We start from the raw sequence: 13,832 nt of genomic DNA on the forward strand, positions 1-13,832 counted from the left end.
CGGTCCCTCAATTAGCCGTTGATCGCCGCGACGATCTTCTTGGCTGCGTCGTCCAGATCGTCAGCAGCCGTAATCGCAAGGCCAGATTCGTTGAGAAGCTTCTTGCCAAGTTCGACGTTGGTGCCTTCTAGGCGAACAACGAGCGGAACCTGCAAACCAACTTCCTTCACCGCGGCAATCACGCCTTCGGCGATGACGTCGCACTTCATGATGCCGCCGAAGATGTTGACGAGGATGCCCTCGACCTTCGGGTCAGCGGTGATGATCTTGAAGGCTGCCGCAACCTTCTCCTTGCCGGCGCCGCCGCCGACGTCGCAGAAGTTAGCCGGCTCTTTGCCGTAAAGCTTGATGATGTCCATCGTCGCCATGGCGAGACCGGCACCGTTGACCATGCAGCCGATGTTGCCGTCGAGAGCAACGTAAGCGAGGTCCCACTTGGAGGCTTCGATTTCCTTGGCGTCTTCTTCGGTTTCGTCGCGCAGCGCCTTGACGTCGTCGTGGCGGAACAGCGCATTGCCGTCGAAGGACATCTTGGCGTCGAGAACGCGCAGATGGCCATTTTCCATGACGATCAGCGGGTTGACCTCGAGGAGAGCCATGTCCTTCTCGTTGAAGGCCTTGTAGAGGATCGGGAACAGCGCCTTGGCGTCTTCGGCAGCAACGCCATCAAGCTCGAGAGCCTTGGAGATCGCGGCAACGTCAGCGTCGCTCACACCCTTTTCCGGGTTGATGGCGATGGTGTGGATCTTTTCCGGCGTGTCGTGGGCGACAGCTTCGATGTCCATGCCGCCTTCCGTAGAAACCACGAATGCGACCTGGCCGACGGAACGGTCAACCAGCAGCGAGCAGTAGAGTTCGCGGGCAATGTCGGCACCGTCTTCGATGTAGAGACGGTTGACCTGCTTGCCGGCGTCGCCCGTCTGCGCCGTTACCAGCGTGTTGCCGAGCATGTCCTTGGCATGGGAAACGACTTCGTCGATCGACTTCGCCAGGCGAACGCCGCCCTTGGCGTCGGGGCCGAGTTCCTTGAACTTGCCCTTGCCGCGGCCGCCGGCGTGAATCTGGCTCTTGACGACGTAGAGCGGGCCGGGAAGCTGCTTTGCGGCAGCTTCGGCTTCTTCGACCTTGAGGATGGCGACGCCTTCAGCAACCGGCGCGCCGTAGCCCTTCAGAAGAGCCTTGGCCTGATATTCGTGAATATTCATGGAATAATCCCTGTTTGGAGCCGCTAGAGGCTATTACTTCAGCGACGGAGCAATGTTGATGCAGGCCTCGCAAAGACCGGCGACAGCGCCGACGGACTTGCGGAAAGCTGCTTCTTCTTCCTTGTTCAGCTCGATCTCGATGATACGCTCGATACCGCCGGCACCGATGATGGTGGGAACGCCGACATACATATCGTCAACGCCATACTGACCCGAAAGATGGGCAGCGGCGGGCAGGACGCGCTTCTTGTCCTTGAGGTAGGATTCAGCCATTTCGATCGCGGAGGCGGCCGGTGCGTAATAAGCCGAACCGGTCTTGAGCAGGCCGACGATTTCCGCACCGCCGTCGCGGGTGCGCTGTACGATCTCTTCGAGACGCTCGGCGGTAAGCCAGCCCATCTTGACGAGGTCGGTCAGCGGAATGCCGGCAACCGTGGAGTAGCGTGCGAGCGGCACCATGGTGTCGCCGTGGCCGCCAAGAACGAAGGCGGTGACGTCTTCAACCGAAACATTGAATTCTTCGGAGAGGAAAAGACGGAAACGGGCGCTGTCGAGAACGCCGGCCATGCCGACGACCTTGTTCTTCGGCAGGCCGGAGAACTTCTGCAGCGCCCACACCATGGCGTCGAGCGGGTTGGTGATGCAGATGACGAAAGCATTCGGGGCATATTTCTTGATGCCGGCGCCGACCTGCTCCATGACCTTGAGGTTGATGCCGAGAAGATCGTCGCGGCTCATGCCCGGCTTGCGGGCAACGCCAGCGGTGACGATGCAGACGTCAGCACCTTCGATGGCGGCGTAATCAGAAGCGCCGGTGAGCTTTGCATTGAAGCCTTCAACCGGGCCGGACTGGGCAATATCCAGACCCTTGCCCTGCGGGATGCCGTCGGCAATATCGAAGAGGACGATATCGCCCAGTTCCTTCAGGCTGGCGAGATGCGCCAGCGTGCCGCCGATCATGCCAGAACCAATAAGTGCAATTTTTTTGCGAGCCATCGAATGCTTCCTCTTGAGCTTCAATTCAATTTCACCGCGCCAAACCGGCAGCCAAATTGTCGGACTTCGATTAGCCCCATTGGCCAAAATTGGCAACAGATTCTTTTGTGATGAATATTTTCAATCGTTTAGATCATTATTTTCTTACGTAAACGTAAGAAAATACGTCACGAAAGTGTCAAACTTTCTGCCGTTTTTCGTGATGCAGCGCCAGATAATCAGCGCTGCGCATCTCAAACAGCCGCGAGGCAGTGCGATCAAACTCGAAGCCTTCGGTTCCCTTGCGCTTGCCGAGCAGGTCTTCCGGCATGGCTGCAGCGGAGGCAAAAAGCCGGACGCTGTGGTCGTAAAGCGCATCGATGAGGATGATGAAACGCTTGGTTTCGTTGCGCTTGTCCGCATTCAAGAACGGGATATTGTCGATGAAGACCGTATCGAAACGATTGGCGATGGCAAGGAAGTCGGAAGCCCCGAGCGGCTTCTCGCAAAGATCGGAGAAGGAGAAGCGCGCCACACGGCCACTGGCGCGCGGCACCAGAATGGAGCGGCCCTTCATCGGTATTTCAGTTGGCGCGACAAGATGGCCACCGGTCATGTGCCGCCAGGCCATATCCATCGCCTGATCCGCCGAACCGTCGAGCGGCGTGACATAGACCGGCAGGCTTTCCAGCTTTTCCATCCGGTAATCGGTGGGGCTGTCCAGCGTCACGACCTCAACATATTTCTTCAGCAAGTCGACGAAAGGCAGGAACAGGCCGCGATTGAGCCCGTCCTTGTAGAGATTGTCGGGAACGACGTTGGAGGTCGTTACCAGAGTGCAGCCATTGGCGAAGAGTTCGCTGAACAGCCGGGCGAGGATCATCGCATCGGCAATATCCGTAACGGTGAACTCGTCGAAGCAAAGGAGCTCCGCTTCCGCCAGAAGCTGGGCGGCGACAGGCGGAATGGGATCTGCCTGTTTGGTTTCGCCATTCTTCAGCTTCTGCCGATGCGCATGCACGCGATTATGCACATCCGCCATGAACTCGTGAAAATGGCAGCGCCGTTTGGAAGTGACGGGCGCCATCTCATAGAACATGTCCATCAGCATCGTCTTGCCTCGGCCGACGCTGCCATAGACATACAATCCCTTGACGGACGCAGCTGGACCGGCCTTGCGCGCGAACATCCAGCCGAGCGCGCTTTTTTTCTTGGCGGGCTTGCGTGCCTTCAGATCGGCAAGGATACGGTCGAGGTGAGCCGCCACGCCGAGTTGCGCCGCATCCGCCTGCAAGGTGCCAGCTGCCGTTAATGCGTTGAGCTGTTCAACGACACTATGATTGTAATCGGGCAATGGCTTCATGGAAAAGCGCTCCGGTCGCGGACGCCGACAGGCATCCGCGACGAATGGAATGGCTCAGAACAGGCAGGGCGATCCGGATACACCGGAAATGCTCTATCGGCTGAGGCTGAGCGGCTGGCCGCTATTGGTCGTGCCGTCAAAGCGCGCATCGGCGCTCTTGTAGACGCGGCCGATCGTATCGCCCGAACGGTTCTTGAAGAGGACCATCTTGCCGGACACTTCCCAGGAGCCCATCGCCGTCAGCTCGCCGGAGCATCCACGCGTGCCGCCACGCGAACCGCTGCCGAGATTGGTGAGCGTCAGGAACATGTCGCAATTGGCGCCGCCATTGGAAACACGCCAGTTGCCGACCATGGATTCCTTGGTGACATCGAGCGCCGTTGTCGGCGGGGCGGCAGAGGCCACATCGGTGCCGCCAGGCGTCGCAGAAGCGGGCGCCGAAGGGAACTGACTGCCCGAAGTACCGCCGGGTGGCGGCAGCGCGCCAGACTGAACGGACGGAACCGGCTGAGCCTGCAGCGGCGGCGTATAACCGGGATTACTGCCGCTATTGTTGTTGTAATCGTAGGAGGTACGTTGGCAACCGGCAAGGCTCATTACAACCGCAAGGCCCGTCACCACATATCTGAATTGCATATCAAGCTCCCGATTCTCTCGCTTCCGGAAAGACCATGATCAAACAAGAAGGCTGAATTATTACCAAAGCCTTATCTTGCGCAAGCGATGGCCGGGATAATTACAATTTCGGTCGATTTTTACCGAAATTTCCCGCACCCGGTTGTAAAAAAGGGCCGCAGTCCACACCGCGACCCGATAGATTTTCGGTCCAGGCGAATCGCCTTCAGACGCGACGCTCAACCATCATCTTTTTGATTTCCGCGATCGCCTTGGCCGGGTTCAAGCCCTTCGGGCAAGCCTGCGCGCAGTTCATGATGGTGTGGCAGCGATAAAGACGGAACGGGTCCTCGAGATTGTCGAGGCGTTCGCCCGTTGCTTCGTCGCGGCTGTCGATCAGCCAACGATAGGCCTGCAGCAGAACGGCCGGACCGAGGTAACGGTCGCCATTCCACCAGTAGCTGGGACAGGAGGTGGAGCAGCAGGCGCAGAGAATGCACTCATAAAGGCCGTCGAGCTTCAGGCGGTCCTCGTGGCTCTGTTTCCATTCCTTGGCGGGCGTCGGCGAAACCGTCTTCAGCCAGGGCTCGATGGAGCGGTGCTGGGCATAGAAGTTCGACAGATCAGGAACGAGGTCCTTCACGACGGGCATATGCGGCAGCGGATAGACCTTCACCGTGCCGTTGATCTCTTCCATGCCCTTGGTGCAGGCGAGCGTATTGGTGCCGTCGATGTTCATGGCGCAGGAGCCGCAGATGCCTTCGCGGCAGGAGCGGCGCAGCGTCAGCGTCGGGTCGATATTGTTCTTGATGTAGAGAAGCGCATCGAGAACCATCGGCCCGCAATCGTCGACATCGATATAATAAGTATCGATGCGCGGGTTCTGGCCGTCATCCGGGTTCCAGCGATAGATCCGGTATTCGCGGACGTTCTTGGCACCGTCAGGCTTCGGCCAGACCTTGCCTTCGCTGATCTGGGAATTCTTGGGGAGAGCGAGTTCAACCATATCCAGTTCCTCAAATCAGTAGACGCGCGCCTTCGGCTCGATCTTTTTGGGATCGATGCCGTCGGCGATGAGGTCGGTGTGAACAGGGCGGTAGTCGAGCTTGACGTCGCCCTCCGGGCTGACCCAGGCAAGCGTGTGCTTGCGCCAGTTCACGTCGTCGCGACCGGCGAACGGACCGTCGACGAAATCCTCGCGGGCGTGCGAGCCGCGGCTTTCCTTGCGCGCTTCCGCGCCATAGACCGTGGTGATCGCGTTGGCCATGAGGTTGTTCAGCTCGAGCGTTTCGACCAGATCGGAGTTCCACACCATCGAACGATCGGTAACCTTGACGTCAGGCAGTTCCTTCCAGATGGCGGAAAGACGCTGGCAACCGCTTTCCAGCGATTCCTGCGTGCGGAACACGGCCGCATCGTCCTGCATGGCGCGCTGCATCTTGTCGCGCAGCACCGCCGTAGGCGTCGAGCCATTGGCGTAACGCAGGCTGTCGAAGCGTTCCATGATCTTGTCGCAGGCAGCGATATCGAGCGCAGGAACCGCCGCATCGCGGTCGATGACCTGGGCGGCGCGGATAGCAGCGGCGCGGCCGAAGACCACAAGGTCGATCAGCGAGTTGGAGCCGAGGCGGTTCGCGCCGTGCACCGAGGCGCAGCCGGCTTCGCCGACGGCCATCAGGCCGGGTGCGATGCGTTCCGGGTTGTTGGCATCGGCATTCAGCACTTCACCCCAATAGTTGGTGGGAATACCGCCCATATTGTAGTGAACCGTCGGCAGAACCGGGATCGGCTCGCGCGTCACGTCGACGCCGGCGAAAATCTTGGCGCTTTCGGAAATGCCCGGAAGACGCTCATGCAGGATCGCAGGATCGAGGTGATCGAGATGCAGGAAGATGTGGTCCTTGTTCTTGCCGACGCCGCGGCCTTCACGGATTTCCATCGTCATGCAGCGCGACACGACGTCACGCGAGGCAAGGTCCTTCGCGGAAGGCGCATAACGCTCCATGAAGCGCTCGCCTTCGGAATTGACGAGATAACCGCCTTCGCCGCGTGCGCCTTCGGTGATCAGGCAACCCGCGCCGTAAATGCCGGTCGGGTGGAACTGCACGAACTCCATATCCTGAAGCGGCAGGCCGGCACGGGCAATCATGCCGCCGCCGTCACCGGTGCAAGTGTGGGCCGAGGTTGCCGAGAAATAGGCGCGGCCGTAACCGCCGGTCGCCAGCACCACCATCTTGGCGGAGAAGCGATGGATCGTACCGTCATCGAGGTTCCACGCGACGACGCCGGTGCAGCGGCCATCTGCCGACATGATGAGGTCGAGCGCGAAATATTCGATGAAGAATTCCGCATTGTTGCGCAGCGACTGGCCATAAAGCGTGTGCAGAATGGCATGGCCGGTACGGTCGGCGGCAGCGCAGGTGCGCTGTACCGGCGGGCCTTCGCCGTAGTTCTGCATGTGACCGCCGAACGGGCGCTGGTAGATCTTGCCTTCGGCATTGCGCGAGAAGGGCACGCCGTAATGCTCCAGCTCATAGACCGCCTTCGGCGCTTCCATGGCGAGATATTGCATCGCGTCAACGTCGCCCAGCCAGTCAGAGCCCTTTACGGTGTCGTAAAGGTGCCACTGCCAACAGTCGGGCGTCATATTGGTGAGCGATGCAGCGATGCCGCCCTGCGCCGCGACCGTGTGCGAGCGCGTCGGGAAAACCTTGGTGATGCAGGCCGTGCGGAAACCCTGTTCCGCCATGCCGAGCGTTGCGCGCAGACCCGCGCCGCCGGCGCCCACCACGATCACGTCATAGGAGTGATCGACATAGGTGTAAGCCTTGCCATTCTGGGAAGGTGAACTGATCGATGCCATGGCGGAATTATCCTGCGAATGCGATTTTCAGAATGGCGAAGATGCAAAGACCGCCAATGAGAACCGCGAAAAACGTATTGAGCATCAGAAGAACGAGCTTCGAAACCTCGGCGTGAATATAGTCTTCAATGATGACCTGCATGCCGAGCTTCATGTGGATGAGGCCGGAAACCAGCACCAGACCCATGATGACAGCGACAAGCGGGTTCGACAGCGCGGCGACGACTTCCTGATAGGGCGCGCCGGCATACTGGATGAGGAAGACCACGAAGAAGATCAGCAGCGGAACGTTGGCAACCGCCGTCAGGCGCTGGCGCCAGAAATGGTCGGTGCCTTCCTTGGCGGAGCCGAGGCCACGAACCTTTCCGAGAGGGGTACGCATATCCATGATAAATCTCCTCAGCGCACGATCAGGGCGACAACCCAGATCAGCGCGGTCAGACAGATCGACACCACCCACGAGGCCTTTGCCAGCTTGGTGGTAAAATGCTTTTCGAAGCCGTATCCCAGATCCCACATGAAGTGGCGAAGGCCGCCCAGCAGGTGGTGAACGAGAGCCCAGGTATAACCGATCAGGATAAGCCTGCCGATGATCGTGCCCATCGCCCAGTTGACCCAGTCGTAATAGGCCGGGCCGGAGGCAAGCGCGATCAGCCACCAGGCAACCAGCAGCGTTCCGAAATAAAGTGCACCGCCCGTGATGCGGTGCACGATGGATGAGACCATCGTCGGAATCAGCTTGTAAACTTGAAGATGCGGCGACAGAGGCCGGTTATTTGTCAGATTCGCCATCAGAACCTCGCGGCGTTTTCCCGTGCGCCCATAGATAAGGCGCCCCCAAGCAACAGCACATGACGAAAGAATGTGCATTGCACCAACCGCGACGTTTAATCACATGGAAGCATCACGACAAGCACATTTCATGACCGATTCCAATTTAATCGATTGGTTCACGAATTTTTTTTGGAATTTTTTTGCTCGAAAATAAAAAATCGAGCGTTTCCAAGATTTACACCCTCAAAATATTTACCTTTACGTAAGTCATAAATCGTGTAATTTACTATTCGTTAACTGAAAAAATCCGGAGAATGAGGCTCATGTTACAGCGTCGAATCGCCACTCTGGTCATGCTGTCAACAGGCGTCGTTTTCACCGCCGTGCCTGCTGCAACGGCAGAGGATTTTAACGGACGCCACCATTATCAGCAACGGCAGTCGCAGGTCAGTTTCTCCACGGACGGCCTGCCGTCAACCCTTTCCGGCGGTACCTATGTGGGTGCGATATCGGCCTTGAGGGTTCGCGGAAACGGCAATTATTTCGCGATCGGCGGCGGTCTTTCAAAAAGGGTTACAGGTGCCACGACAGGCATGCAGCTGGCACCCAAGGCAAAGATCATCAACGTCCGTGCCGCGACCACCGGCAACGCCTGCGCCTATGAGCACGGTGTCTGCGTTATCCGGCCCTAAATCAAAATGTAATCAGACGAAGCGCCAGACGGTGGTCCTTTTGACTTCACTGTCCTCAAGAGCCCGCGTCACCGGCACCTCATAGGTCGCCTCGGCGAGAAGGCGCTGTTTGGGTAGATAGGCGCGCCCGGGATCGCCGATGAGCACGCTCACGCCCTTCTCCGTCAGCTCCAGAAACCATGGCACGAGAAGATCGGCAAAAGCGCGGTCATAAAACACGTCGCCCGCCAGCAGAACATCTGCCTCAACCGGCTTCCCAACCAGGTTGAGCCCAGTAAAATCGACAGCCACGCCATTAAGCGCCGCATTCAGCCGAATGGCCGTCTCCGTCCAGGGATCGATATCAGCCGCCAGAACCGCACTGGCACCCGCTTTTGCCGCAGCGATGGCGACCAGCCCGGAGCCACTGGCAAAGTCCAGCACGCGCTTGCCGCAAACACTTTCGGGATGATCGAGAACATAACGGGCAAGCCCCTGCCCACCCGCCCAGGCAAAGGCCCAGAAGGGCGGCGGCAGGCCAATTTCCTGCAACTCCTCCTCCGTCTTCAGCCACAGCTCATGGGCTTCGGTGGCAAGATGAAGACGCAGCTCCGGCACATGCGGCGGATGCATGATGGCAGCGTTGTCGAGGATGAAGCGCTCGGGGTCTGTCCTCACTGGAGGATCAGTCCGGTGACTTTGGCGGATTGGCAAGGCCGCCCATACGGCAGACTTCGAGATATTCCTCTTCCGTCACCGGCTGCACGGAAAGCCGCATCGAGGTGACGAGAGACATTTTCTCCAGTTTCGGATTAGCCTTCACATCCTTCAGCGAAACCGGCTGCGGCATGTCACAAACGGCGCGGATATCCACGCAATCCCATTTCAGATCGCCTTCGGCGGTCGAATCCGGATGCGACAGCGCACAGACTTCGACGATGCCGACAACATCCAGCCCCTCATTGGAATGGTAGAAGAAACCCTTGTCGCCGATTTTCATGGCGCGCATGTTGTTGCGGGCCTGATAATTGCGCACGCCGGTCCATTCTTCGCCGGCCTCACCCTTGGCCTTCTGCATCTCCCAAGACCATTTGAACGGCTCGGACTTGTAAAGCCAGTAATTCGCCATGACCCGTCACGCTCCCGGATTGTTGAAGACCCAATTATAGGGCTTCACATCCACGCTTTCGAACAGGCCGGCCTTGGCATAGGGGTCGGCATCGGCAAGAGCCTTCGCGGCCTCGATATCGGCAGCTTCCACGATGACGAGGCTGCCATTCGGCTTGCCTTCGGCGTCAAGAAACGGGCCGGCGATCTTCAGCGTGCCTTCGGCATTCAGCCTGTTCAGATGCTCCAGATGCGCCGGGCGCGTTTCCATACGCACGTTCAGATGGCCGGGCTTGTCCTTGCAGATAAACGCAAACAGCATTCTCGTCTCCTCGTTAAAACATGTCCTCCAAAAGCGTCGGCGATTTGGAGCGAAGGCCCCACCTCATTCGGTGGTGATGGGCCGTGTCATCAATTGTTGCATGGCGCTCGCCACATCCAGATTGCCGTCGATAATGGCGGCCACCGCCTCGGTCACCGGCATGTCGACAGCATGATTTTCACCGAGCCGGGCGGCAACGGCTGCCGCAAAAGCGCCCTCCACCAGCCCGCCGGACATATCCTTGCCCTCACCCCGGCCGAGCGCGATGCCGAAACGCAGGTTTCGCGACTGATGGCTGGTGGCGGTCAGGACCAGATCACCAAGGCCTGAAAGACCGCGCACCGTATCCGCCTTGCCGCCCATGGCGACGACCAGACGCGACATTTCGGCCAGCCCGCGCGAAATCAGCGCCGCCCGGGCGGAATCACCCAGCCCCGCGCCTTCGACAATCCCGGCGGCGATGGCGAGCACGTTCTTCAACGCGCCGCCAAGCTGCACGCCGATGCGGTCGGTCGAAGCATAGAGCCTGAAGGTTCTGCCGGAAATCGTTGTCGCCAGCCGCTCGGCAATCCCCGCATCTTCCGCCGCAATCGCCATGGCCGTCGGCAATCCGCGCGCAATATCGGCAGCGAACCCCGGACCGGAGAGAACGGCAATCGGATGATGCGGCAGTTCTGCTTCCAGAAGTTCCGTCAGCAGGCGCCCCGAGCTGCGGTCGATGCCCTTGGCGCAGGTGACGATGATGCAATCATCAGCCAGATAGGGGCCATAATGACGCGCCGCATCCGCATGGGCCTGCGAGGGCATGGCGAACAACACGATGCCGGCACCGGCCAGCACCTCCGGCTCGACGGAAAATTCAAGCGCATAGGGCAGGTCGACACCCGGAAGAACGGCCTCGTGGATGCGATCCACCTTGAGATCGGCCATCAGGGACGCATCGCGGCCGAGCAGGGTCACGTCATGGCGGTTTTCCAGCGCGATGACGACGGCGAGCGCGGTTCCGAAGGCGCCAGCCCCGATAACGACGATTTTCTCCCGCTGCATCAGGCCTTGGCTCCCCTTTTGCCGAAACCGATCAATGTCTCCGCGCTGCCATCAAGAGGCCAGCGTGAGCGCGGCGGAATTTCCAGCGGGTCGGCTTGCCTGCCATCTGCCATCCGCTCCAGCCCGGCCCAGGCAATCATCGCAGCATTGTCGGTGCAGAGCCGGTGCGGCGGCGCAACAAAGCGGAAGCCGTGCGTGTCGCAAAGCGCCTGCAGCGTCTGGCGGATTTCCTGATTGGCAGCAACGCCGCCAGCCACGACCAGCGCAGGCCTGGTTTCCAGATGCGGAAACTCCTGGCTGAAACGGGCAAGGCCGCGGCCGATGCGATCCTTGAGGGTGCGTGATACCGCCTTCTGGAAGGAGGCGCAGATATCGGCAATATCCTGATCCGAAAGCGGCGCGATGGCGGTCGCGGCCTGCCGCACCGCCGTCTTCAGGCCGGAGAAGGAAAAATCGAGCCTTGCCTCACCCACCATCGGGCGCGGCAGCGCAAATCGGTCCGGATTGCCTTTCGCTGCTGCCTTTTCAACCGCAGGCCCACCGGGATAGGGCAGCCCCAGAAGCTTCGCAGTCTTGTCGAAGGCTTCCCCCAGCGCGTCATCGATGGTGGTGCCCCAGCGCTCATAGTCACCCACGCCGCGCACCAGCACGAGCTGCGTGTGGCCGCCGGAAACCAGCAGCATCAGATAGGGGAAAGAAAGGCCGTCGGTCAGGCGCGCCGTCAGCGCATGGCCTTCCAGATGGTTGATGGCGTAAAGAGGTTTGCCCGCCGCCTTCGCAATGGCCTTGCCCGTCATCAGACCCACGAGGAGGCCGCCGATGAGACCAGGGCCGGATGTGGCCGCTATGGCGTCGACATCGGCAAGGGTGACACCCGCCTGCTCAAGTGCTTCTTCCACCAGCGTATCCAGCGCTTCGACATGGGCGCGCGCAGCAATTTCCGGCACCACGCCGCCATAGGCGCTGTGTTCCTCAAGCTGCGACAAAACGACGTCGGAGACGATCTCGCCACGCCCGTCCGCATGCCGAACCACAATGGATGCAGCGGTTTCGTCACAGCTTGTCTCTATGCCGAGGATACGAAGAAAGGGGGTCATCAAATCTGTTCGTTCATTGCGATCATGCGCTGAGTTGGTCTAAGACAACTCCGGTAACAATGGATAGACGCGGATGCAAACAAAACCTTTCCGAATCGGCACGCGCGGCAGCCCTCTGGCGCTTGCACAGGCTTACGAGACCCGTAACCGGCTGATGTCGGCGCATGGTCTGCCGGAAGATATGTTCGAAGTCGTCGTGCTGTCCACCAAGGGGGACCGGATTACCGACCGGGCTTTGTCAGAGATCGGCGGCAAGGGGCTGTTCACAGAAGAACTGGAGAGCCAGCTTCTGTCCGGCGAACTCGATATTGCCGTGCATTCCTCCAAGGACATGCCAACCGTTCTGCCTCAAGGTCTGCATCTCTCTGCCTTCCTACCGCGCGAAGACATGCGCGATGCCTTTATCGGCCGCACCGCACCGAAACTTCTGGAACTGCCGCAGGGTGCCGTGGTCGGCTCGGCATCCCTGCGCCGCCAGGCGCTGATCCGCCGCCTGCGGCCGGATCTGAGCGTCATCATCTTTCGCGGCCAGGTGGAAACCCGCCTGCGCAAACTGGAAGAAGGCCAGGCGGATGCCACGCTTCTCGCCTTTGCCGGCTTGAAGAGGCTGGGCATGGACAATGTCCCGACGGAAATCCTCGACCCGAAGGATTTTCCGCCAGCCCCCGCGCAGGGCGCGATCTGCGTCGAGAGCCGCGTCGGTGACACGCGCATGGACGAGTTGCTGTCATCCATCAACGACATGCCCACCTATGATGCGGTCACCTGCGAGCGCGCCTTTCTGGCAGCCCTCGATGGTTCCTGTCGCACCCCGATTGCAGGCTATGCCACCTGCGACAGTGAGGAGCTGCATTTTTCCGGCCTGATCCTGACCCCGGACGGACAGACGAGCCACAGCGTCGAGATTTCCGGAGCTCGCAAGGATGCCGAAGCTTTGGGTCGCAAGGCCGGCGAGGACGTGCGCGCCCGGGCCGGCAGCAACTTCTTCGATGGCTGGAGCTGAGCCGATGCGGATCGTCGTCACCCGGCCGCATCGTTCGGGCGAAAAGACGGCCGCAAAGCTTGAAGCCCTCGGCCACGAGCCGGTGCTTCTCCCGCTGTTTCATCCTGTCCACCACGGCCAGCGCGCCATCCCGGCATTGTCGGACCCGCTATCGGCCATTGCGGCCACCAGCGCCGAGGCCCTGCGATCGCTGGAGACCCTGCGCGACCGACTTGCACCCCATTGGTCAAAACCGCTCTTCGCCGTCGGCGAGGCGACGGCGGAGGCGGCAGGAAAAATCGGCTTCACGAATATCTTCACCGCCTTGGGCGATGCGGTGGGTCTCGCCGGGCTCGTCGCGGAGCATCGCTCCCTTTTGAAGAACGAGGGCCCCCTGCTTTATCTCGCCGGTACGCCACGAGGCACCGTGTTCGAGGACGGCCTTGCTGCTGCCGGGATTCCATTCCGGGCAGTCGACTGTTACGAAATGCAGCTGTCAGATCTTTCGGACGATATGCTTGAAACGGCGCTTCTGAAGAGAGCTGCCGATGCGGTGCTGCTCTATTCATCGGAAGCGGCAAAGGCATTTTTCCGTCACGCGTCGGCGGAAAAATATGTGGCGGCGCTGGGCTCTACACAATTCGTCTGCATCAGCCGCAATGTGCTTTCGCTGGTTCCGGAAATCTTTCGCGAGAATGCAGCGGCGGCGGAAAGCGCGAACGAGGCAGCGATGTTTGAACTTCTTCATCGCAAGTCGGGAACCTAATTCGGGCTCGCCCCTTTCCTTTGCCGCCGTCACTGACTAGGTTTA

At 59.9% G+C, this 13,832-nt stretch carries 16 protein-coding genes; 3 read left to right on the plus strand and 13 right to left on the minus strand.

Going from position 1 to position 13,832, the window contains the following annotated elements; genetic code table 11:
- Positions 1-11: 11 nt before the first annotated feature.
- From sucC to sdhC, 8 genes are all read right to left on the minus strand, one after another.
- On the minus strand, positions 12-1,205 hold the full coding sequence (gene sucC, locus AGR13A_RS13120) for an ADP-forming succinate--CoA ligase subunit beta (protein ID WP_003492393.1): 1,194 nt from the start codon (positions 1,203-1,205) through the stop codon (positions 12-14).
- Positions 1,206-1,238: 33 nt separating this feature from the next.
- Positions 1,239-2,201 (minus strand): malate dehydrogenase, encoded by a 963-nt coding sequence (gene mdh / locus AGR13A_RS13125; RefSeq protein ID WP_035221645.1) that lies wholly within the window; start codon positions 2,199-2,201, stop codon positions 1,239-1,241.
- Between the two features lie 178 nt (positions 2,202-2,379).
- Positions 2,380-3,543: a cell division protein ZapE gene (gene zapE, locus AGR13A_RS13130; RefSeq protein WP_080836108.1), complete on the minus strand. Its 1,164-nt coding sequence runs from the start codon at positions 3,541-3,543 to the stop codon at positions 2,380-2,382.
- Positions 3,544-3,636: 93 nt separating this feature from the next.
- Positions 3,637-4,179: a protease inhibitor Inh/omp19 family protein gene (locus tag AGR13A_RS13135; RefSeq protein ID WP_035221649.1), complete on the minus strand. Its 543-nt coding sequence runs from the start codon at positions 4,177-4,179 to the stop codon at positions 3,637-3,639.
- A 205-nt stretch (positions 4,180-4,384) separates the two neighbouring features.
- A complete protein-coding gene (locus tag AGR13A_RS13140) occupies positions 4,385-5,164 on the minus strand; it encodes a succinate dehydrogenase iron-sulfur subunit (RefSeq protein WP_003523509.1) in 780 nt (259 codons plus the stop codon).
- 15 nt (positions 5,165-5,179) lie between these two features.
- On the minus strand, positions 5,180-7,021 hold the full coding sequence (gene sdhA / locus AGR13A_RS13145; protein WP_080836110.1) for a succinate dehydrogenase flavoprotein subunit: 1,842 nt from the start codon (positions 7,019-7,021) through the stop codon (positions 5,180-5,182).
- Positions 7,022-7,028: 7 nt separating this feature from the next.
- A complete protein-coding gene (gene sdhD / locus AGR13A_RS13150) occupies positions 7,029-7,409 on the minus strand; it encodes a succinate dehydrogenase, hydrophobic membrane anchor protein (protein WP_035221653.1) in 381 nt (126 codons plus the stop codon).
- Positions 7,410-7,420: 11 nt separating this feature from the next.
- A complete protein-coding gene (sdhC, locus tag AGR13A_RS13155; protein ID WP_080836112.1) occupies positions 7,421-7,813 on the minus strand; it encodes a succinate dehydrogenase, cytochrome b556 subunit in 393 nt (130 codons plus the stop codon).
- 305 nt (positions 7,814-8,118) lie between these two features.
- Here sdhC and AGR13A_RS13160 point away from each other — a divergent pair, with 305 nt between their 5' ends.
- Positions 8,119-8,487, plus strand: a complete 369-nt coding sequence (locus tag AGR13A_RS13160; protein WP_080836114.1) for a hypothetical protein — start codon at positions 8,119-8,121, stop codon at positions 8,485-8,487.
- A 12-nt stretch (positions 8,488-8,499) separates the two neighbouring features.
- On the opposite strand, the gene AGR13A_RS13165 is transcribed toward AGR13A_RS13160, so the two are convergent.
- The 5 genes from AGR13A_RS13165 to tsaD all read right to left on the minus strand — a co-directional run bounded on the left by AGR13A_RS13165 (position 8,500) and on the right by tsaD (position 12,039).
- Complete coding sequence (locus AGR13A_RS13165) at positions 8,500-9,144, minus strand: class I SAM-dependent methyltransferase (protein WP_080836116.1); 645 nt, start codon at positions 9,142-9,144, stop codon at positions 8,500-8,502.
- A 7-nt stretch (positions 9,145-9,151) separates the two neighbouring features.
- Positions 9,152-9,595 carry an EVE domain-containing protein gene (locus tag AGR13A_RS13170; RefSeq protein ID WP_003492407.1) on the minus strand — a complete coding sequence of 148 codons (444 nt, stop codon included), beginning with the start codon at positions 9,593-9,595 and terminating at the stop codon, positions 9,152-9,154.
- Positions 9,596-9,601: 6 nt separating this feature from the next.
- A complete protein-coding gene (locus AGR13A_RS13175; protein WP_035221661.1) occupies positions 9,602-9,895 on the minus strand; it encodes a YciI-like protein in 294 nt (97 codons plus the stop codon).
- 63 nt (positions 9,896-9,958) lie between these two features.
- Positions 9,959-10,942 carry an NAD(P)H-dependent glycerol-3-phosphate dehydrogenase gene (locus AGR13A_RS13180; protein WP_080836117.1) on the minus strand — a complete coding sequence of 328 codons (984 nt, stop codon included), beginning with the start codon at positions 10,940-10,942 and terminating at the stop codon, positions 9,959-9,961.
- Complete coding sequence (tsaD, locus tag AGR13A_RS13185; RefSeq protein WP_080836119.1) at positions 10,942-12,039, minus strand: tRNA (adenosine(37)-N6)-threonylcarbamoyltransferase complex transferase subunit TsaD; 1,098 nt, start codon at positions 12,037-12,039, stop codon at positions 10,942-10,944. The genes AGR13A_RS13180 and tsaD overlap by 1 nt, the downstream gene beginning before the upstream one ends.
- A gap of 73 nt (positions 12,040-12,112) precedes the next feature.
- Here tsaD and hemC point away from each other — a divergent pair, with 73 nt between their 5' ends.
- On the plus strand, positions 12,113-13,042 hold the full coding sequence (gene hemC / locus AGR13A_RS13190; RefSeq protein WP_080836120.1) for a hydroxymethylbilane synthase: 930 nt from the start codon (positions 12,113-12,115) through the stop codon (positions 13,040-13,042).
- Positions 13,043-13,046: 4 nt separating this feature from the next.
- The gene (locus tag AGR13A_RS13195; RefSeq protein ID WP_080836121.1) at positions 13,047-13,787 is read left to right on the plus strand and encodes a uroporphyrinogen-III synthase; all 741 of its coding nucleotides are present in this window, start codon (positions 13,047-13,049) and stop codon (positions 13,785-13,787) included.
- Positions 13,788-13,832 lie beyond the last annotated feature (45 nt).

Origin of the sequence: Agrobacterium genomosp. 13 str. CFBP 6927, assembly GCA_900012615.1 — a bacterium.
In the GTDB taxonomy this organism is placed as follows: domain Bacteria; phylum Pseudomonadota; class Alphaproteobacteria; order Rhizobiales; family Rhizobiaceae; genus Agrobacterium.

Excerpts from the sequence above, each read along its gene's own strand:
- sucC (WP_003492393.1), bottom strand. The coding sequence starts at position 1,205 with ATGAATATTCACGAATATCAGGCCAAGGCTCTTCTGAAGGGCTACGGC.
- mdh (WP_035221645.1), bottom strand. The coding sequence starts at position 2,201 with ATGGCTCGCAAAAAAATTGCACTTATTGGTTCTGGCATGATCGGCGGC.
- zapE (WP_080836108.1), bottom strand. The coding sequence starts at position 3,543 with ATGAAGCCATTGCCCGATTACAATCATAGTGTCGTTGAACAGCTCAAC.
- AGR13A_RS13135 (WP_035221649.1), bottom strand. The coding sequence starts at position 4,179 with ATGCAATTCAGATATGTGGTGACGGGCCTTGCGGTTGTAATGAGCCTT.
- AGR13A_RS13140 (WP_003523509.1), bottom strand. The coding sequence starts at position 5,164 with ATGGTTGAACTCGCTCTCCCCAAGAATTCCCAGATCAGCGAAGGCAAG.
- sdhA (WP_080836110.1), bottom strand. The coding sequence starts at position 7,021 with ATGGCATCGATCAGTTCACCTTCCCAGAATGGCAAGGCTTACACCTAT.
- sdhD (WP_035221653.1), bottom strand. The coding sequence starts at position 7,409 with ATGGATATGCGTACCCCTCTCGGAAAGGTTCGTGGCCTCGGCTCCGCC.
- sdhC (WP_080836112.1), bottom strand. The coding sequence starts at position 7,813 with ATGGCGAATCTGACAAATAACCGGCCTCTGTCGCCGCATCTTCAAGTT.
- AGR13A_RS13160 (WP_080836114.1), top strand. The coding sequence starts at position 8,119 with ATGTTACAGCGTCGAATCGCCACTCTGGTCATGCTGTCAACAGGCGTC.
- AGR13A_RS13170 (WP_003492407.1), bottom strand. The coding sequence starts at position 9,595 with ATGGCGAATTACTGGCTTTACAAGTCCGAGCCGTTCAAATGGTCTTGG.
- AGR13A_RS13175 (WP_035221661.1), bottom strand. The coding sequence starts at position 9,895 with ATGCTGTTTGCGTTTATCTGCAAGGACAAGCCCGGCCATCTGAACGTG.
- AGR13A_RS13180 (WP_080836117.1), bottom strand. The coding sequence starts at position 10,942 with ATGCAGCGGGAGAAAATCGTCGTTATCGGGGCTGGCGCCTTCGGAACC.
- tsaD (WP_080836119.1), bottom strand. The coding sequence starts at position 12,039 with ATGACCCCCTTTCTTCGTATCCTCGGCATAGAGACAAGCTGTGACGAA.
- hemC (WP_080836120.1), top strand. The coding sequence starts at position 12,113 with ATGCAAACAAAACCTTTCCGAATCGGCACGCGCGGCAGCCCTCTGGCG.
- AGR13A_RS13195 (WP_080836121.1), top strand. The coding sequence starts at position 13,047 with ATGCGGATCGTCGTCACCCGGCCGCATCGTTCGGGCGAAAAGACGGCC.